This is a genomic window from Neorhizobium galegae, assembly GCF_017877055.1.
Classification (GTDB): Bacteria; Pseudomonadota; Alphaproteobacteria; order Rhizobiales; family Rhizobiaceae; genus Neorhizobium; species Neorhizobium galegae_D.
The window spans coordinates 1,610,395-1,629,106 of sequence record NZ_JAGIPG010000001.1 but is presented as its reverse complement, the minus strand read 5'-3'; the positions used below and the strand labels follow the sequence as shown (position 1 = coordinate 1,629,106).

Genomic DNA, 18,712 nt, shown 5'->3' with positions numbered 1-18,712 from the left:
TCAATCCTTGTCGTTAGAGACGGCAACCAGACGGTCGAGCGCGGCAGCCGCCTCGCCGCCGTCCAGCGAACGGATGGCAAGCTTCATGCCCTCGGCGATCGTCTCCGCCTTGCCGGCAACGACCAGCGCGGCGGCGGCGTTGCAGAGCGAAATATCACGATAGGCATTCTTGGCACCGCCGAGCACGGCACGCAAGGCGGCGGCGTTGTGAACGCCATCGCCGCCCTTCAGCTCGTCGAGCGTTGCAGGCTGCACCCCGAAATCGATCGGCGTCAGCTCGAAGGAGCGAATCTTGCCGTCCTCCAGCGCCGTCACCTGGGTAACGCCGGTGGTGGTGATTTCGTCCATGCCGTCGCCATGCACGATCCAGACCGTCTCCGAACCGAGGTCGCGCAGGACCTCGGCGATCGGGCCAAGCCATTTCGGCGCGAAGACGCCGAGAAGCTGGCGCTTGGCGCCCGCCGGATTGGAAAGCGGGCCGAGCAGGTTGAAGATCGTCCGCGTGCCGAGCTCGACACGGCTCGGCCCGACATGGCGCATGGCCGCGTGGTGCATGGAGGCGAACATGAAGCCGATGCTGGCTTCCTTGATGCAGCGGGAGATGAGATCCGGGCCGATCTCCAGATTGACGCCCAGAACCGACAGCGTATCGGCCGTACCCGATTTCGAGCTGAGCGCCCGGTTGCCATGCTTGGCGACCGGGACGCGGCAGCCGGCGACGATCAGGGACGCCAGCGTGGAGATGTTGTAGGTGCCGAGGCCATCGCCACCGGTACCGACGATATCGATGGCATCGGCGGGGCCGGAGACCGGCAGCATCTTTGAGCGCATGGTTTCGACCGCGCCGGTGATCTCGGCAACCGTCTCGCCACGCACGCGCAGCGCCATCAGGAAGCCGCCGATCTGAGACGGCGTCGCTTCGCCGGACATCAGGATCTCGAAAGCGCCGCGCGCCTCTTCGTGACTGAGGCTCTCGCCATTGGCAACCTTGGCAAGCAGGGGTTTCAGCTCAGGCATGGTCGGCCGTCCCTCTGGTTTACTGGAGCATGGCCTGGTCGACCACGGTCTGGTTGACGGACACGCCATAGCTGTCCTTCAGACTGTTGACCATCTGATCGAGCATGTCGTCGCCGGCGGCGTTCGCCATCTGCTGCAACTGCTGGTCGCCGGAGAGCGCATCCGAAGTCGCCTGGTCGACGGCAACCACCTTCATCAGCAGGCGGCTTTCGCTATCGGAACCGAGCGCGGTCGCAGTGGTATTGACCGGACCGGCGAAGGCTGCCGCAATCGCCTCGTTGCCGAAGATCGGGTCCTCGGCACCGCGGCGCAGGCCCTGTTTATTCTCGACTGCAACGCCGAGTTCAGTCGCGATGGCGGCAAGCGTCTCGCCTTTGTCGAGGCGGCCCTTGAGTTCGGTCGCCTTGGCGGCAAGCGCCTGGCGCTGCTGTTCGGCGGTCCAGTCGGCAACGGCCTTGTCGCGCACGTCGGCGAGCGGGCGGTCGCGCTCGGGCACGATATTGCGCACCTCGAACCAGACATAACCGTCATTGCCGAGGCTGACCGGAATGGTGTCGGCGCCCGGATCGGTACGGAAAACCTCGCCGAGCAGCGCGTTCGAAGCCGGAAGCTCCGTGATCCGCTGCTCCTTTTCGTTGCGACCCGAAGCATCGGCGGTCACGGTGACGGCCTTGAGATTGAGCGCCTTGGCAGTGTCTTCGAGCGAGGTGCCGCCGCTGCGCATGTCTTCGAAACGGTCGTGGACGCTTAAGACTTCCTGCGACGCGGAAGAGACGGCAAGCCGCTTGCGGATATCTTCCTTGACCTCGTCGAAGGAACGCGTCGTCTCGGGGCGGATATTGGTAACGCGCAGGATGACCGGACCGAACGTGCCGTCGATGACGGGCGTCGTCCCACCGCTTGCGGCCACCTTGAAGGCCGGTTCGGCAAAGGCCGGATCGGGCATGCTCTCCCTGGTGAAATCGCCAAGCAGAACGTCCGTCGCGGTCTTGCCCTGATCCTTGATAATCTGGTCGAAAGTCGCGGTACCGTCCTTCAGCTGCGTCGCGGCCGCCTGGGCCATTTCCTTGTTGGGGAAGGGGAGCTGCTCGATCGTGCGCGTCTCGTGCGTCTTGTAGCTGTCCTTGCGCTTGTCATATTCGGCGCGCGCCGCTTCGTCGGTGATCGAAGACGCGTCGGCGATATCGCCCGCCTGCAGCTTCACATAGGTAAAGGTGCGGTATTCCGGTGCGCGGTAGCGGGTCTTCACGCCTTCGAACCAGGCAGCGAGCACATCGTTTGCCGGCGCCTTCACCGGATCGATATTGGCGTTGGACAGCAGGACATAGTCGATCGTGCGGGTTTCGTCGCGATAGCTCTTCAGGGCGTCGACCAGCACTTTCGGTGGCTGGAAGCCGTCCGAAACCGCCTCGACGATCTGGCTACGCACCGCGACCTTGCTGCGCTCCTTGATGTAATCGTCTTCGCGGATGCCGGCATTGCGCAGGCGAGAGGTGAAGAGGTTGCGGTCGAACTGGCCGTTGACGCCCTTGAAGGCCGGATCCTCGGCGATCAGGCCGGCGAGGCGCTCTTCCGAAAGACCGAGGTTCATGTCGTCGGAGAGCTGATCGAGTGCGGCGCCGGCGGCGAGCTGCGTGAAGACCTCGTTCTGGATCCCGAAGGCACGGGCCTGCTCGGGGGTTAGCTGCGTCCCGAACTGACGGCTGAGATTGGCGATCTGGCGCTGATAGGCGAGGCGGAATTCCTGGCTTGAAATCTGCTGCTCGCCGACGGTCATCACCGTATTGCTGTTGGCCGTCACCAGCGAGTGAGAAACACCCCAGATGGCAAACGAGGCAACCAGAAGCAGGAGAAGCGACTTGGCAACCCAGGAGCGGGCGGCGTTTCTGAGGGAATCAAGCATCGATCATCATACCTTGCGAACAGTCCTGCCGCCCGGAAAAGGCGGATTGAAGGACTGTCTCTAAATCAAACCGAGATAGAAATGAAGGCATGCTGGCGGAAAAGCGAAAACCTCCCGTTCAGGCGCGTCTGGCGGTCTTTGCAAGCGACGAAATCGGCCCCGCATCCAGCCGGTCGGCGAGGGCCTGCGCATCCCGCGGCGCGCGTACTTTCACGTCGTTGTCGAAATAGACATAGACATCCCGGCCATGCGCCTGCAACGGGGAGGGTGGCCCGACACGTTCGGCCTCCTTCGGGTCACGGCCCTTGGTCCATTGGCGGATAAGCTGCGCCCAGCGGTCGAGCGCCTCGTCATCGTAGCCGCTGACATAAAGCTGTTCGGAACCGTGCAGGCGGCAGTAGACGAAATCGGCGGTGAGATCCATCAGCAGCGGCCATTCGACCGTGTCTGCGACGACCAGGCCGATCTCGTGGTGACGCAACAGGTCGATGAAATCCTGCGAGCGAAAGCTGTCGTGGCGGATTTCCAGCGCGTGTCGGATCGGCCGGTCCGCGTCCGTTTCGACATGGGCGCGCCCGTCGAGACGCGAGTCGTGCCGCCCGGCGAGTTCTGCGGCATCTCCCGTGGTCTTCGGCAGCAGCTTCAGAAAGGGCTCGAAACGTTCGGTCGAAAATTTCATCCGCGGAGGAAACTGCCAGAGAATCGGCCCGAGCTTCTTGCCGAGACCGAGAACGCCGGATGCTAGGAAATTGGCAAGCGGCGTCTCGATGTCGATGAGGCGGCGCATATGGGTTATGTAGCGCGAACCTTTGATGGCGAAGACAAAGTCGTCGGGCGTCGCGTCATACCAGGCGGCGAAGCTCTCCGGCCGTTGAAGCCCATAGAAGGTGCCGTTGATCTCGATCGAGCGGAAATGTTCGGCGGCATAGGTCAGTTCCTGCTTCTGCGGCAGTCCTTCGGAATAAAAGACGCCGCGCCAGGGCTTGTAGGTCCAGCCCGAAATGCCGATCCGGATATCGCCCGACTGCTTCTTCATCGCACCACCTGATTTCATGGTGGTCGAACACATTTGCGGTGCCGTAGTTCCTGAATCCGCTCTATTTCGTGAAGATGAAGAAGGCTCCGAGCGCAATGAAACCGAAACCGACGATCTGCTTCCAGTGGATCGGCTCGCCGAGATAGAGCACGGAGAAGATCACGAACACCGAGAGGGTGATGATCTCCTGAATGGTCTTCAGCTGGGCGGCATTGAAATATCCGTAGCCGATGCGGTTGGCCGGCACCTGGGCGCAATATTCGAAGAAGGCAATGCCCCAGCTTACCAGGATGACCAGATAAAGCGGCTTGCTCTCGAATTTCAGGTGCCCGTACCAGGCGAAGGTCATGAAGACGTTCGACAGGATCAGAAGACCGATGGTGAGGAGAGGCGTGGCGCTTGCGAACATGATGGGAGAATCCGTGAGAGACTGCTGATGCGCTACGGCAAGCACGTTCGCACGCCAAACACAAGCCGGCTGGTCAAGGAGCGGCTGGATAGGCGGCGCCATGCCCCTCAGGTAAGAGCCCGCCTTTGCCGCCTGCAGATTTTGCCACTCGGCAGTCCCGCCGTAACGGGCATTCGCGGCAGAGCGGCGCTTCAAAACGGCAGGTCGTTTGGCCAAGGCGCTTTACGAGAACGTGAAACTCGGAAAAATCCGCAGCCGTCCAATCCGCAGCAGCGGTCATGACCCTGGCATAGGCGGCTGCGATATCCGCCTTGGCTCCGACGATGCCGAAGCGAGTGAGAACGCGCAGCACATGGGTATCCACCACGAATGCCGGCATGGCGAGCGTGCTGAAATTGAGAGTCGAAGCTGCGACCTTGGGGCCGACGCCCGGCAGCGTCTCGAGCCAGGCCAAAGCTTCGGGAACCGGCAAGTCTTCGAGAAACGACAGATCGAAATCGGCATTGCGCGCGGCGATAATGCCGAGCGCGGCCTTCAGATGCCGCGCTTTTTCATCCGCAAAGGTGACCTTGGCAATCACCGCCTCGATCTCGACCTCTGGCGCCTGCGCGAGATCAGACCAGCGGGGATAGCGGCGGACCAGGCGCTGGTAAGCGCGCAGAGAGACTTCATCCTTGGTGCGGCTGCTGATCAAGGATTTGATCATTTGCCCGATCGGTTCGCGCAGATTGTGCGGGCGGTAACCGCTGAGCTTCGAACGCAGGCGGTCACGCATCAATGCTATGTCTGTCGGCGTGCCGAAATCGAAAGCTGTCTGCATTCTTCACCATAAGAACAAATGGCGAACATTTCAAGCTGTTTTTCGCTCAGGCCCGAGTCTTGGCAGCCTGTGACCCGGTTGCCTTCATTCCCGAAACACATCCAAACAAGGTTGCTGTGGGCGAAGGTGACGGCATAGCGGTAACGGAACCTTTCCGCGATGTCCGAGCGAGGTGGCCCTCATGGCCAGGCGCAAAACATCACGGCAAGATTTAGTGGAGCGTTTCGGGACGGATTTCGTCTTCGAGAATGCGGAAGGCTTCGTAAAGCGCTTCGACCAGGATATCGGTCAGCTTGTCGGCGTCGTTATCCTGCAGGAACAGCGCGAGCGACTGTTCGGACGGCTGGTGGGTGGTTTCGTTCGACATATCATTGTCCTCAATCTGAACCGGAATCATTCCGGATGAGGCCGACGTTAGGGACGCTTGCTTGCGCCGAGCTTGACGATAAGGCCGACCGTCGGCAAGCCTCAGCGGGAGGGAACGGGCGTCCGTCGGTAACGTTCCCGAGTTGATACAATTATCGCATAAGATAGATTATGGAACTTATCGATATATCCAAAGGCCCGGGAAACAAGGGGTTCAGGACGCGACCAAAGATCAGGATCAGAGATCGACGGCAACTTCGAACGTCAAACCGTCATAGGCCGGTTCAACATGCGGCGGCGTTTCGGCCATCACCGTGTCGTAGTCGAGCGGAAGATGCATATGCGTCAGGATCGCGCGCTTGGGCGCAAATTTGGCGATCCATTCGAGCGCCTGTTCGAGCGACAGATGGCTCGGATGATACCTGTACTGCAGCGTATCGATGATCAGCACATCTAGGCCGCCGAGCCTCGAGACGCTTTCGGGCGGAAAATCGCTGACGTCGCTGCAATAGGCCACGTCGCCGATCCTAAAACCCAGCGAATGGATGTCGCCATGCACCTGCAGATGCGGCAGGAAACGGATCGGACCACCCGGCCCGTCTATGACGATCGGCTCGTCCATGGTCTCGATCAGGAACGGCCGGACGATCGGCGGATAATTGCCGCCCGGCGGCGTTTCCAGGCAATAGGCAAAACCCTGGCGGATGCGGTCCATGGTGAGCAGGTCGGCATGGATCGGAATGCGATGGTGCTGCAGGATGAAATAACCGCGCAGATCGTCGATGCCGTGCAGGTGGTCCGCATGCGCGTGAGTGTAGAGAACTGCGTCGACGCGCTGGACCTTGGCAGCGATCATCTGCTCGCGAAAATCCGGGCCGGTATCAACGACAACCACCGTGCTGCCGCCATCGGCTGCGATCTGCTCGACCATGAAGGCGGCGCGCGTGCGGCGGTTCTTCGGATTGGTCGGATCGCAGGCGCCCCAGTCACCATTCAGCCTTGGCACGCCGGGCGACGACGAGCAGCCAAGAATGGTGAAGCGCCGCCGATACCTCGCCACCGATCAAAGCCCCGGCATCTTGGAGAAGATGCGGAACGCGTTCTCCGTGGTGATCCTGGCGATTTCCTCGTAACTGACGTCCATGCATTCGGCGAGCACTTCGGCCGTGTTGACCACATAGGACGGCTCGTTGCGCTTGCCGCGCCAGCGTTTTGGCGCCAGATACGGCGCATCCGTCTCGACCAGCAAACGGTCGAGCGGCACTGTCTTGGCGATCGCGCGCAGATCTTCCGATTTCGGAAATGTCAGGATGCCTGAGAACGAGACGTAACCGCCGAGCTCGACGCCGATGCGGGCAAGCTCTGCGCCGGACGAAAAGCAATGCAGGATGAAAGGGAAGGCCCCCTTCCCGCTTTCAGCCGTCAATATCTCGCCCATGTCCTCGTCGGCGCTGCGGCTGTGAATGACCAGCGGTAGACCGGTTTCGCGAGCGGCGGCGATATGGCGGATCAGCCCGGTCTTCTGGTCGGCCGGTGTCTGCGTATCGTAGAAATAGTCGAGCCCGGCCTCGCCGATCGCGACGATCTTTTCATGCGCATTAGCGAGCCGCACCAGGTCTTCGGTCTGGATGTCCAGCTCTTCGCCGGCATTATTCGGATGTGTCCCAACCGAGCAGAAGACCGAGGGATATTGCTCGGTGAGCGCCAGCAGCCCGTCGAGTTTTCGCACCCGCGTCGAAATCGTCACCATCTGGCGGACGCCAGCCTCATGGGCACGTGACACGATCGCATCACGCTCCGCGGCGAAATCGGCAAAATCCAGATGGCAATGGGTATCAATCAGCATGGATAAGGCCTTATACGGTCGCTTCCGGCGCGACATAACGCGGGAAAACCGGCGCCGGCGCTTCGAGCGGCGTGCCGGGCTTCAGGCGTCCGGCTTCGCCGAGCGCCGCAAAGTCCCGTTTGTCCGCCGGAGCGGCCACCAGGTCCAGCAGCTTGGCCGACGATTCCGGCATGAACGGCTGCAGCAGGATGGCGATCTGGCGCACGACCTCCGCCGTCACGTAGAGCACCGTGCCCATGCGGGCGGTGTCGGTCTTTTTCAGCACCCACGGCGCCTGCGCCGCGAAATAACGGTCGGTATCGGAAACGACGCCGATGATCGCCGCCAGAGCCCGGTTGATCAGCTGCTTGTCCATTTCCTCCCGGCAGACGCCGATCAGGCCGTCGGCAGCCGCAAGCAGTTGCCTGTCGGCGTCGGTGAGCTCACCCGGTTCCGGAACATGGCCGTCGCAATTCTTGACGATCATCGACAGCGAGCGGCTGGCAAGGTTGCCGATGCCGTTGGCCAGATCCGCATTGACGCGGGTGGCGATCAGCTGGTCGTTGCAATTGCCGTCCTGGCCGAAGGAAATCTCGCGGCAGAGATAGTAGCGCACGTAGTCGAGACCGAACTTCTCCAGAAGCTCGAACGGATCGACGACATTGCCGACTGACTTCGACATCTTCTCGCCGGCATTCAGCACGAAACCGTGGGCAAAGACGCGCCTCGGCAGCGGCAGCTTGGCCGACATCAGGAAGGCCGGCCAGTAGACCGCGTGGAAGCGGATGATGTCCTTGCCGATGATATGCACATCCGCCGGCCAATACTTGGCGCGCGGGCCGTTCGGGTCTTCCATATAGCCCGTGGCGGTGATGTAATTGGTCAGCGCGTCGACCCAGACATACATGACGTGCGCGGGATCGTTCGGTACCTTGATACCCCAATCGAAGGTCGTGCGCGATACCGACAGGTCGCGCAGGCCGGACTTCACGAAGGAGATCACTTCGTTTCGGCGCTCGTTGGGGCCGATGAAATCCGGGTTCTCCTCGTAGTGTTTCAGCAGTTTGTCGCCATACTCGGAGAGCTTGAAGAAGTAGCTGGACTCCTCCACCCACTCCACCGGCGTTCCCTGCGGTCCGTAGCGGACGCCATCGCGCACCGATGTTTCGTCCTCGGCATAAAACGCCTCGTCACGCACCGAATACCAGCCGGCATAGGTGTCCTTGTAGATGTCGCCGTTGTCGGCCATCCGGTTCCAGATATCCCTGGAAGCCTCATGGTGACGCGGCTCGGTGGTGCGGATGAAATCGTCGTTGGACGCGTTGAGCAGCTTTCCCATCGCCCGGAATTCGCCGGAATTGCGCTCGGCAAGCTCTTCCGGTGCAATGCCTTCGGCGCGCGCCGTCTGCTGCATCTTCTGGCCATGCTCGTCCGTACCGGTCAGGAAGAAAACATCCTTGCCGTCGAGGCGCTGGAAGCGCGCCATGGCGTCCGTCGCGATCAACTCATAGGCATGGCCGATATGCGGCTTGCCGTTCGGGTAGGAAATCGCAGTGGTGATGTAATAGGGCGTCTTGTCGGACATCGGGGCACTCGTGCACTTGGGATTTGGGGCACTGGATTTGGATCATGCCGCTCTTAGCGCATGTTTCGCGGATGCGAAACACAAAGTTCCTTATGCGGCTCCAGCCCCTGCCCTTTGGATCAGCGCCGCGCGGCATCGAGGATCGACAGGATTGTCTGCTTGCGGTCGAGATTATAGGCCTGCGCTATGGTGATCTTCTTGGACATGTCGCTGACGAGTTTCGCCTGCCGGTCCGCCGTCGGAAGATCGCCGGCAAGGGCTGCACTGCGCGCTTTGTCGATCAGGTGATCGCTCAAATGCTCCAGGAAAAAGCCGAAGATCACTTCGCTGTCCTTGCCGGACAGGACATCCGCCAACCGGTGCATCGCCTTGCGGGCGGTGGGACCATCGGCTGCAACCACCTCCTCAAAGGCGGAGATGATCTCGGTGCCGCCATAGTTCAGGAGTTTCAGCGCCTGGGAAACGCTGCCCTTGGACATGCTCAGCACCATTTCCTGCGTCTTGCCGCCGTCGAGCGGAGTGCCGAGACCCGCAAGCGCCTTCGAAAGGTCCTGGTCACCCAGCGGGGACAATCTTAATGACTGGCATCGCGAGCGGATCGTCGGCAGCAGTTTGCCCGGCGCATGCGACAGGACCAGGAAGAGCGCCCGGCGCGGCGGTTCCTCGAGGATCTTCAGGATGGCATTTGCCGCATTGCGGTTGAGATCGTCGGCGGGATCGATGATGACGATCCGCCAGTTGCCGGTGCCTGACGTCTGCGAGAAGAAATGCCCGGCCCGGCGCACCTCGTCGACAGTGATCGCCGTTTTCGTCTTGCCGGTCTTCTCGTCCACCGGCCGGGCGAGATGCAGGAGGTTATGCGAGGCGCCGGACGCGATCTGCCGGCTGACGGATGAATTGAGATCGAGATCGGCGAGATAATCGGGCGCCGTCGCCGGATCCGGATGCGAAAGCACGTGGTTGGCGAAGCGAAAGGCGAGCGTCGCCTTGCCGATGCCTTCCGGCCCCTCGATCAGGATCGCGTGATGGCCTTTTCCGGAGCGGTAGCTGCGAGCGAGAAAATCCTCGGCGGCCTGATGGCCGTAGAGATGCGGATTGCGCGCCGGCGGCACGGCGCCTTCCAGAATGCCGGCGGCTTCCTCGCTCATCCGACCGATTCCGCACTGCTCTTCTGGGTGAAGCTCAGTTCGCGCACCAAAGGCTCGACGATCGCGAAGATCTCCTCGGCGATCGCGTCCTCGGACCGCTCGGCATCGACCACGTGACAGCGTTCCGGTTCCGCCTCGGCGATCTCGAGATAGGCCTCGCGACGTTTTTCGTGGGTCTCGATCTCCTCGCGCTCGAAGCGGTCGGGGGCGCTGTCGGCGCCGCGCTTGCGGGCGCGTTTCAGGCCGATTTCGGCCGGCAGGTCGAGGATCAGCGTGCAATCCGGCACAACACCGTTGATCGCAACCCGCTGCAGGGCCTCGATATAGTCAGGCTCGAGATTGCCGGTGACGCCCTGGTAGACGCGCGAGGAATCGATGAACCGGTCGCAGAGCACGATGGCGCCGCTTTCGAGCGCCGGCCGGATCACTTCCTCGACATGGTCGTTGCGGGCAGCGGCAAACAGGATCGCCTCCATCCGCACGCCGAACTCTTCCGCAGCGCCCGAGAGCAGAACGTGGCGCACGGCCTCCGCCCCCGGCGAGCCCCCAGGCTCCCGGGTCATCAGCACATCATGGCCGCGGCGGCGCAGCTGATCCGCCAGCCGGCGAATCTGGGTGGATTTGCCAGCCCCCTCGCCGCCTTCGAAAGTTACGAACAATCCGGAATGTTCTGCCACGCGTCTTTCCGCATTCAATTTATGCTTCGGTTATAACGCATATGGGTGCGCTGCGAAACATCGTCTTGTCAAAGCCAGAAGAACATCAGTTCGAGCAACGCGTCCGTTGCCTGGCTGACGAGGCTGCCCGTTCCGACCGGTTTGGCTGTTACCAGCGGCACTTCGCGCACAACCCGGTCGCCCGCCATAATTCTCAGCACACCGACATCCTGGCCTTCCGTCACCGGAGCCCGCAATGGCCAGCGATAGACGATTCGCCCGGACAGGCGGTCGGGATTATTGGCCGGCAGATAGATATCGACCGGTTCCCGGGCGACGAGGTCGACATGGCTCGACGTGCCGCCATAGACGCTCGCCTGGCCAATCACCTCGCCCTGTTTGAACAGGACCTTGGTTTCGAACGAGGACAGCCCCCATTCGAGCACCCTTCTCGCCTCCTCGAGCCGTTCCTTGTCGCTCGCAAGCCCACCCATCGCAAGGAAGAGCCGCGTGCCGTTGCGTGCCACCGACGCCACCAGCGCGTAACCCGAACCTTCCGCGAAGCCGGCGCCAAGGCCGTCGACGCCGATATTGAGCGAAAAAAGCGGGTTTTTGTTGCGCTGGAAGATCTTGTTCCAGGTAAAATCCGGCTGGGCGTAGATCGGATAGAATTCCGGATATTCGCGAAAGATATGGCGGGAGAGCTCGACAAGGTCGCGCGCGGTCGTGCGGCTCTCCGTGTCCGGCAGGCCGGTGGAGTTGCCGAAAACGGAGCGGCCGAGCCCGAGATCCTTGGCGCGCGCCGTCATCCGGGCCGCAAATTCGCGTTCGGAATGGGAAATGCCTTCCGCCAGCACGATGCAGGCATCGTTGCCATTCTGGACGACGACACCTTTGACGAGGTCTTCGACGCGTATCTGGGATTTCAGCGCCGCAAACATTGTCGTGGTGCCCGAGGGCGCCCCCCCGGTGCGCCAGGCAAATTCGGTGACGGGGAAAACGGTGTCGCGGCTGATCTCGCCCCGCTTCAGCGCACTGAAAACCACTTCCATGGTCATCAGCTTGGCAAGCGAGGCCGGCGGAAAGCCCTGGTTTTCATTGGAGGCGAGCAGCACCGTGCCGGTCTTCGCCTCGACCATATAAACCTGTTTCGCCTTGGTCACGAAGGCGGGCGGCGGTTCCTGCGCGCTGACGGCTCCCGAAGGTGCCCCGGCTTGCAGGAATCCTTGCAGCAATACCAGGCAAAGCAGAATCAGCAGGCGCCGCATGATCACCCCACGAACCGTCCAACCTATGCGTAGCAGCGGCGATTGCACCCCGCAATCGCCCATGAATTAGCGCACGGGCTTTTGAGCAGCCTTGGGGCCTTCCAGCACCATGTTACCGAACATGACCTGCGGGGTTTTTGCCTGGGGGGGCGGATGAATAGGCGGTTTCCAGGCTTCGCGCCTGCAAAGGCCGCGCCTGAGTTTCGACAGGGTAGGAAGAAGCAACCTGCCGGGCCTGCGTGGGAACACCTCCGGCAACCGGCCGCTCCATCGGAAGCGGGCCGACCGGCGGCAACGTCGAGAAATTCTCGAAAGCCTCGAAGGCCTGGGGTGCGGAAGGTTCCGCGGCCGGCGCGCTCGGCGTGCGGCCGGCAAGCGCGATCGGACGCGGCATGGCCGAGCCGTAACTCTGGAGTTGGTCGCCGAGCGTCTGGTTCGACGCGACCATGACGCCGGTGGCGATCTGGCCTTCCGGCCGGATCGACGGCAGGCGATCACCCTTGCGGATGTACGATGCCATCAGGAACGGCATGTCCTTCCCGTCCATGCGGGCGCGGCCGACATACTGGACGTTGACGTGGGCCGTGCCGATCCGCTTCATATCGAGCATCTCGGCCGTCTTGTCGGAAACGTCGATGATGCGGCCCGGATGATACGGGCCGCGATCATTGACCCGCACGATGACCGAGGTGCCGTTGTCGATATTGGTCACACGGGCATAACTCGGCAGCGGAAAGGTCGGATGCGCGGCCGACAGGTGCTCGCTGTCATAGACTTCGCCATTGGCAGTCAGGCGGCCGTGGAAGGCCGACCCGTACCAGGAGGCAAGACCGCTCCTGTTGTAGTTCGGATCTTCCTTGGGAACGTAGGTCTGGCCTTTGACCTCGTAGGGCTGGCCGACCATAAACCGACCGCCACCCTTCGGCACCGGGCGGCCGTCACCGACCACGCGCGGGCTCGCCTTAACGCCATATTCCTTTTCGGAGAAATACTCTTTGCTGCGGGGTTTGGACTTCGGCGCCTCGGTGGTGGCGCAGGACGCCATCCCCGCACAGACCATCGTTACCCCGAGCCATTTCGCACCCAGCGAAAGCTTGCCGCCACTCACACCCAAACTCATTCGTCCCATGCCGCCTTCACTGCCACAGGCTGCGAACGGCCCTCGCGACCGCACCGCCTTTCACAGCCATTGAACCGGTCCGGGACATACCCCTATGCCGACGGACACAATGGAAACGAACTTTTGCTAGCATCGCGGCAAAAATGCGAACGAAAACGGGGGAAAAGATAAAATTGTATTTGATATGGTTAATCGCTGGTTAACAACGACCACTCCCGACCAAGTTCAATTTGCGGAAAGCCAGGTATTACACAGTCAAGATTGCGGATCATCATGCCACTGTGTCTGAAACGACAGGCGGCCGGAAAATACCGACTGCCCATCTTCATTACGTACCTCGACAGAGATCGAGCCCTTCCCCCGCTCGGGGAATTCCTCGCGGGCGATATCGGCCAATATCCGGCTCACCTCCCGGCTGATCCCTTCGCGGGTTACTATTTCCTGGCCCTCATTGTCGCGCACGGGTCCGTTGCCATTGATCAAGTCGAAGAAATATCGCGCCATGCCTTGCTCACTGCTTGAATATTCTATCGACCGAATTTCCTTTGCCGCCATTTGTTCCCGTCCGGTGGTCAGTCTTTTCGAGGGATCCATATAGCTTCTTCATCCGTTCCTTCCCTGGATATTGATGGGCCTGCCGAGGATAACCGTGATCGACTCTTTACTTCTCAACCTGGAACAGCACGACCTTCTCACCGATCAAGAGCGCGACATCCTCAGGCGCATCCTTGGCCGTGAAAGACGATTTCTCGCTGGAGAAGACCTGGTGGTCGAAGGTTCGAGGCCCGGCTACAGCAGCCTGCTCGTCGATGGGTTCGCTGCCCGATACAAACTGACGGCGGAAGGCACGCGGCAGATCACGGCGATCCACGTCGCCGGCGACTTCGTCGACCTGCATGCCTTCCTGCTGAAAACCATGGATCACGGCGTCATCGCGCTGTCTCCATGCCATGTCAGCCTCAGCGATCATTTCGACTTGAAGCAGGTCACGGAACAGCATCCGCACCTGACCCGGATGTTGTGGCTCGATACGCTGATCCACGGGTCGATCCACCGCGCCTGGATCGTCGCCATGGGGCGGCGCTCCAAGGTCTCGCACCTCGCCCACATTCTATGCGAACTCTATGTCCGGCTGGGAGTGGTCCGCCGCACCAACGGCTGGGCCTTTCACTTTCCGCTCTCGCAGGGTGAGATGGCCGACGTGCTGGGATTGTCGCTCGTCCACATGAACCGCGTCATCCAGACGCTAAGGCGAGAACGCCTGATCTCCTGGTCCAACCACACGATCACCATTCTCGACTGGGACCGGTTGCAGGAAGTGGCGGAATTCGACCCGACCTATCTCAGCCTGTCCGTGGAGCCACGGTGACGACGCGTAAGGGGAAAATCACGGCGCGGTATCATGATACGCCAATATTGGCGGAAGAGGTGGGATTCGAACCCACGGTACGGTTTCCCGCACGCCGGTTTTCAAGACCGGTTCCTTAAACCACTCGGACACTCTTCCATCTGATTGAAAAGGTTAAGAAATCCACTTTTTGTTGAATTCTCGAAAGCGGCAGTTGCTGCCGATTGCGACCCAATCACTCGATGGCTGGCTTTTTAGCAGCTTTGACCGCAGCGTCAACGTGCTCGGCCGCATTCGCCTGCATGCCCGGCATCACATGCGAATAAAGGTCCAGCGTGATGCCAATCGCCGAGTGGCCCCAGGCGCTCGCTGGCGATCTTCGGATGAACTCCGGCGGCCAGCGGCCTGATCGAGCCGGAAGAAACCGAGAGGCAGCGGCTTATGACGCTGGAAGGGTGGCGGCTTCCGCTTCGTTTTGGATGCGCTCCTGTAGCGCGTCCGCGACGGCCTTTAGGAATTCCTTGCGGCGCTGGTCTAATGTCACCTCAGCATCAACCGTCAGGGGCGCGCGGATCTTTTCCATGAACCCCGAATGATCGAAGCGATCGGAAGCGACATTCACTTCGACCTCATCCATGAAATGAGCAAGAAGAGGCACCAGGTCGAGGTCGCTGTCCTTCTGATACTGGATGGCCATCTGCTGAGCGAGCTTGCGCATCTGTATGTACGGGCCGAATTCGGCAGTCATTTAAATCTCCTGCGGTCTGACGTGAGGGAATTAGATAGGTACGCTCTCCTCCAGCGAGAATGGAAGATTTCGCAATCAGTCTCGAGAAGACCATTTTTATTGAGAGCTATCCCGGCGCTGGACGAGTGCCAGCGCTAGTAAACGGCCCTACCGGGGCCTGTCGTACCCGGGAAATTCCATCCCATGCGAGTAACGCTGTTGATCACGGCGACGGAAAGCTCCGCAACGTGCCGCCGGTGGCCCCGGCAGAGTTGGGCGAACGCCATGATCCATGGCAAATCACATTCCTCAGTCAACCTCGCCTGCCCTATCAGCCCTCGGCAAAGCTTTTCAGCGTCTCGCCTGAAAGCCGATAACGGATCCATTCGTTCATCGGTTCGGCGCCGATCGCCTTGTAAACCCGGATCGCCGGTTCGTTCCAGTCGAGCACGCTCCATTCGAACCGGCCGCAACCGTTCTCGACGGCGATCTGCGCCAGCCGCTTCAGCATCGCCTTGCCGGCGCCGAGCCCGCGCGCCGCCGGCGTCACATACAGGTCTTCGAGGTAAAGCCCGTTTCTCGCCTGCCAGGTCGAATAGCTGAAGAACCAGATCGCCATGCCGACAGGTATCCCGTCCTGCTCGCAGACCAGTGCCCTGGTCACGGACCCCTCGCCGAAAATGGAGCTTTCGATCGTCTCGACGGTGGCCGCGACCTCATGCTCTGCCTTTTCGTAGATCGCCAGCTCGCGGATGAAACCGAGCAGCGTCGCGGCATCCTCGCGGACGGCCTCACGTATGGTCAATGCCATCGAAAACCCTGTGAATTGAATGGGCTGAAGCTATGTCTTGAAGCAGACTTCGGTGTCAAGAGCCGGATTGTGACGCTCACTCGGCCGCCGTCTTGATCTCGATCACCTCGACCTCGTAGGAGTACCCGTCCAGCATGCCGTAGGCCTGCTCGATATTCTCGATCTCGGTCTCGGCCTTGCCAATCGCGTCGTTGATCGCTTCACACCTGGATTTCAGCATGCGGCCCAGCACGTCCGTCTCGGGCTTGCGGCCGATACGGTCGATGTGGTTGCGGATGCGGGCGCGGTGGCGCTCCATCTCCAGGATATGGAAGCGGGCATTGACGATCTTGTCGGTCAGCTTGCGACGCATGGCGGCGACCGGATCGAAACTTCCCGGCTCGCGCTCGTCGAGGATGATATCATTGACCAGCGTTTCGAGAATCACCAGCCCCTGCAGGTCCTTCGTGTCGGCGAGTTCAGGGTCGTAGCCCGTGTCGTCGTAGACTTTTCGGCGCACCGGATCGGAGAGCAGTTCATAGGACACGGTCAATTTCCCGAATGTATCGACGTCGCCGCCGGCATCCGGATGAGCCGTTTTCGCGCGTTTGCGATAGGCTGACTTGATGGCTACGCCATCCGCCTCGCGCGAAACACCAAGCATCTCATAAGGGTCGATCACAGTGTCACCTGTTTTCGGCAAATCCGGTTTCATTGTCTAACGGCTAAGGCCAGCGGTCTCAACCCCTCACCGACTCTTGTGGCCAATTATGGGCAGGCCACACCCTTGCCGGATTTTCCCACAGAACAGTCAAGCCGGCTGGCGGCGCGGGCGCGGCCATGACGGGCGGCGGCCCTCGGCGACGGGCGCCATCAGGAAGCTGACCAGGACGCAAGGCAACAGCACCAGGAAGGTCGCGACGAGATCGACATGTTCGGCAATGAAGCCGAGCAGCGGCGGTACGCCGATCGTCGACAACATCAGCGTCAGACCCAGCGCCGCGAGGTTTTCCGACGGCTGGCCCCTGCCAAGCTCGATCGTCGTCGAGACCGCGAGCGGGTAAGCGAGCGCCACGCCGCAGCCGATCAGGAAAAGCGCCAAGCCGGAAAGCGTCAGGCTCGGCGTCGTCACGAGAAGGACAATTCCAAGAGCGACGGAGGCGGCCGAGGCACGCACCAGCACCATGGACCCGAAACTGTCCCGCAGCATGTCGCCGGAAAGCCGCGTCAGCCCCATGCCGATGGTGAAGGCGGCATAAAGCACGCCGGCAATCGCCGGATCGGCCTTCACCTGTTCACGCAGAAAAAAGATACCCCAGTCGTAGACCGCGCCCTCGACGATGCAGAGGCCGAAAACCATGACGCAGATCAGCACGATCATCCTGTCCGGGAGCACATACGCCCCGCGCTTGCGGTCGAGCTGCGTCTCCGCAGACGCCTCCCCGGGCATGATCCAGAACACCAGCAGGCACGCCACGACGACGAAGCCGGCGGCCATGGTCTGCTGCACGAAGGGCGTCACCGCCTTCTCGGCCAGGAAGCCGGAACACAGGGAGCCGGCCAGCAGGCCGACCGACCAGAAACCATGGCTGCGCGACAGCACCTTCCGCCCGGTGCGCTTTTCTATGCCGGCAGAGATCATGTTGGCAGCCACGTCGAAAATGGTGCGGAAGAAACCGAAGAGAAAGAAACAGATCACAAATCCCACGACGGGAAAGACGGTCAGCGCGGGCGTGAGCATGGCGCAGATCGGCAGGGTGACGAGTGCCGTCAGCCGCGGGGTAAGGCGGTCGTTGATGCGTCCGGCAAGCGGCAATGCGAGAAAGGTACCGACAGGGGCGCTCAGCAGCGCCAGACCGAGGGCGGCCTTGTCGATTCCGAGCGACGCCTGGATAGCCGGCAACCGCGTGAACAGCGAAATGAACAGGATGGCATTGCTGAAATAAAGCAGGGCCGGCGGTAAAAGGTTTTTCATCGAAATTGCATGTCCGGGCGAATCAAAATTCCCGTCGCATTCCTGACAGCGTCGGCCGATACCGACAAGCCGCGATAACGGGACCCTGCCTTGCGCCACCGATGGGCGGAATATCACGAAAATGTGCGGATAACGGCAGCGGGCGCTTCAACGCGTCATCATTCTGTAATCATTCGGATTCGTCTGCCTTAAAGAAAGGCGTTGCGCGAAAAACTCGCAGGCACCATCTTCTCCTTGCGCCCGAAGGCGCTAGCCTTGTGGTGCCCGCCCTTGGAGAAAGCCCGATGCTGGTTCGATATGTTGCAGTCGTTCTGTGTTTCGTTCTCTGTTCCTTTGCCTCCGTCAAAGCCGAGGATCCGGTCGCCAATGCCCAGGCGGTGATTTCCGGGCAGATTGCCGCGCTCATGGACGATGACGCGGAAAAGGCCTATTCCTTCGCCTCGCCCGGGATCCGCAGCCTCTATCCCAACAAGGACCGGTTCCTGGATATGGTGCGGAAAACCTACGAGCCCGTCTATCACGCCGGCAACTATGCCTTCGGCCGCTCGAAGATGATCGGCGGCGGCGAAGTGGTGCTGCAGGAAGTGATGATCAGCGCCAGGGAAGGCAAGGACTGGACGGCAATCTACGAGATGCGGCTGATGGACGACGGGTCCTACAAGGTCAACGGTGTCAGGATGATCCGCAACACCGCCAGCCAAGGCATCTGACAGCTTTAA

General features: G+C 61.1%; 20 protein-coding genes and 1 tRNA gene. 2 read left to right on the top strand and 19 right to left on the bottom strand.

Annotated features, from left to right (window positions below; genetic code table 11):
* The 14 genes from trpD to J2857_RS07495 all read right to left on the bottom strand — a co-directional run bounded on the left by trpD (window position 1) and on the right by J2857_RS07495 (window position 13,747).
* A complete protein-coding gene (gene trpD / locus J2857_RS07560; protein WP_210009463.1) occupies window positions 1–1,017 on the bottom strand; it encodes an anthranilate phosphoribosyltransferase in 1,017 nt (338 codons plus the stop codon).
* Between the two features lie 19 nt (window positions 1,018–1,036).
* Window positions 1,037–2,920 carry a peptidylprolyl isomerase gene (locus J2857_RS07555; protein WP_210009462.1) on the bottom strand — a complete coding sequence of 628 codons (1,884 nt, stop codon included), beginning with the start codon at window positions 2,918–2,920 and terminating at the stop codon, window positions 1,037–1,039.
* 118 nt (window positions 2,921–3,038) lie between these two features.
* Window positions 3,039–3,956: a DUF72 domain-containing protein gene (locus J2857_RS07550; RefSeq protein ID WP_210009461.1), complete on the bottom strand. Its 918-nt coding sequence runs from the start codon at window positions 3,954–3,956 to the stop codon at window positions 3,039–3,041.
* Between the two features lie 61 nt (window positions 3,957–4,017).
* Window positions 4,018–4,365: a DMT family protein gene (locus J2857_RS07545; RefSeq protein ID WP_210009460.1), complete on the bottom strand. Its 348-nt coding sequence runs from the start codon at window positions 4,363–4,365 to the stop codon at window positions 4,018–4,020.
* 73 nt (window positions 4,366–4,438) lie between these two features.
* A complete protein-coding gene (locus J2857_RS07540) occupies window positions 4,439–5,185 on the bottom strand; it encodes an endonuclease III domain-containing protein (protein WP_210009459.1) in 747 nt (248 codons plus the stop codon).
* Between the two features lie 211 nt (window positions 5,186–5,396).
* Complete coding sequence (locus J2857_RS07535) at window positions 5,397–5,552, bottom strand: hypothetical protein (protein ID WP_210009457.1); 156 nt, start codon at window positions 5,550–5,552, stop codon at window positions 5,397–5,399.
* A gap of 237 nt (window positions 5,553–5,789) precedes the next feature.
* Complete coding sequence (locus J2857_RS07530; protein ID WP_210009456.1) at window positions 5,790–6,611, bottom strand: MBL fold metallo-hydrolase; 822 nt, start codon at window positions 6,609–6,611, stop codon at window positions 5,790–5,792.
* Between the two features lie 3 nt (window positions 6,612–6,614).
* The gene (locus J2857_RS07525) at window positions 6,615–7,397 is read right to left on the bottom strand and encodes a TatD family hydrolase (protein WP_210009455.1); all 783 of its coding nucleotides are present in this window, start codon (window positions 7,395–7,397) and stop codon (window positions 6,615–6,617) included.
* Window positions 7,398–7,407: 10 nt separating this feature from the next.
* Window positions 7,408–8,961: a methionine--tRNA ligase gene (gene metG, locus J2857_RS07520; protein ID WP_210009452.1), complete on the bottom strand. Its 1,554-nt coding sequence runs from the start codon at window positions 8,959–8,961 to the stop codon at window positions 7,408–7,410.
* A 119-nt stretch (window positions 8,962–9,080) separates the two neighbouring features.
* On the bottom strand, window positions 9,081–10,109 hold the full coding sequence (locus J2857_RS07515) for a DNA polymerase III subunit delta' (RefSeq protein WP_210009451.1): 1,029 nt from the start codon (window positions 10,107–10,109) through the stop codon (window positions 9,081–9,083).
* The gene (gene tmk, locus J2857_RS07510) at window positions 10,106–10,786 is read right to left on the bottom strand and encodes a dTMP kinase (protein ID WP_210009450.1); all 681 of its coding nucleotides are present in this window, start codon (window positions 10,784–10,786) and stop codon (window positions 10,106–10,108) included. Before tmk ends, J2857_RS07515 begins: the two co-directional genes overlap by 4 nt.
* A gap of 68 nt (window positions 10,787–10,854) precedes the next feature.
* Window positions 10,855–12,033: a D-alanyl-D-alanine carboxypeptidase family protein gene (locus tag J2857_RS07505; protein ID WP_245363045.1), complete on the bottom strand. Its 1,179-nt coding sequence runs from the start codon at window positions 12,031–12,033 to the stop codon at window positions 10,855–10,857.
* Window positions 12,034–12,145: 112 nt separating this feature from the next.
* Complete coding sequence (locus J2857_RS07500; RefSeq protein WP_245363044.1) at window positions 12,146–13,153, bottom strand: septal ring lytic transglycosylase RlpA family protein; 1,008 nt, start codon at window positions 13,151–13,153, stop codon at window positions 12,146–12,148.
* Window positions 13,154–13,408: 255 nt separating this feature from the next.
* Window positions 13,409–13,747, bottom strand: a complete 339-nt coding sequence (locus J2857_RS07495) for a DUF6894 family protein (protein ID WP_373426800.1) — start codon at window positions 13,745–13,747, stop codon at window positions 13,409–13,411.
* A 55-nt stretch (window positions 13,748–13,802) separates the two neighbouring features.
* Here J2857_RS07495 and J2857_RS07490 point away from each other — a divergent pair, with 55 nt between their 5' ends.
* Window positions 13,803–14,522 (top strand): Crp/Fnr family transcriptional regulator, encoded by a 720-nt coding sequence (locus J2857_RS07490; RefSeq protein WP_210009449.1) that lies wholly within the window; start codon window positions 13,803–13,805, stop codon window positions 14,520–14,522.
* Between the two features lie 48 nt (window positions 14,523–14,570).
* Here the strand turns inward: J2857_RS07490 and J2857_RS07485 are convergent.
* From J2857_RS07485 to J2857_RS07465, 5 genes are all read right to left on the bottom strand, one after another.
* Window positions 14,571–14,660, bottom strand: a tRNA-Ser gene (locus J2857_RS07485).
* A gap of 280 nt (window positions 14,661–14,940) precedes the next feature.
* Complete coding sequence (locus J2857_RS07480; RefSeq protein WP_037087039.1) at window positions 14,941–15,249, bottom strand: hypothetical protein; 309 nt, start codon at window positions 15,247–15,249, stop codon at window positions 14,941–14,943.
* 310 nt (window positions 15,250–15,559) lie between these two features.
* A complete protein-coding gene (locus tag J2857_RS07475; protein ID WP_210009448.1) occupies window positions 15,560–16,039 on the bottom strand; it encodes a GNAT family N-acetyltransferase in 480 nt (159 codons plus the stop codon).
* A 76-nt stretch (window positions 16,040–16,115) separates the two neighbouring features.
* Complete coding sequence (locus J2857_RS07470) at window positions 16,116–16,733, bottom strand: J domain-containing protein (protein WP_210009447.1); 618 nt, start codon at window positions 16,731–16,733, stop codon at window positions 16,116–16,118.
* A 96-nt stretch (window positions 16,734–16,829) separates the two neighbouring features.
* Window positions 16,830–17,993 (bottom strand): MFS transporter, encoded by a 1,164-nt coding sequence (locus tag J2857_RS07465; RefSeq protein WP_210009446.1) that lies wholly within the window; start codon window positions 17,991–17,993, stop codon window positions 16,830–16,832.
* Between the two features lie 284 nt (window positions 17,994–18,277).
* Here J2857_RS07465 and J2857_RS07460 point away from each other — a divergent pair, with 284 nt between their 5' ends.
* Window positions 18,278–18,703: a DUF4864 domain-containing protein gene (locus J2857_RS07460; RefSeq protein WP_210009445.1), complete on the top strand. Its 426-nt coding sequence runs from the start codon at window positions 18,278–18,280 to the stop codon at window positions 18,701–18,703.
* Window positions 18,704–18,712 lie beyond the last annotated feature (9 nt).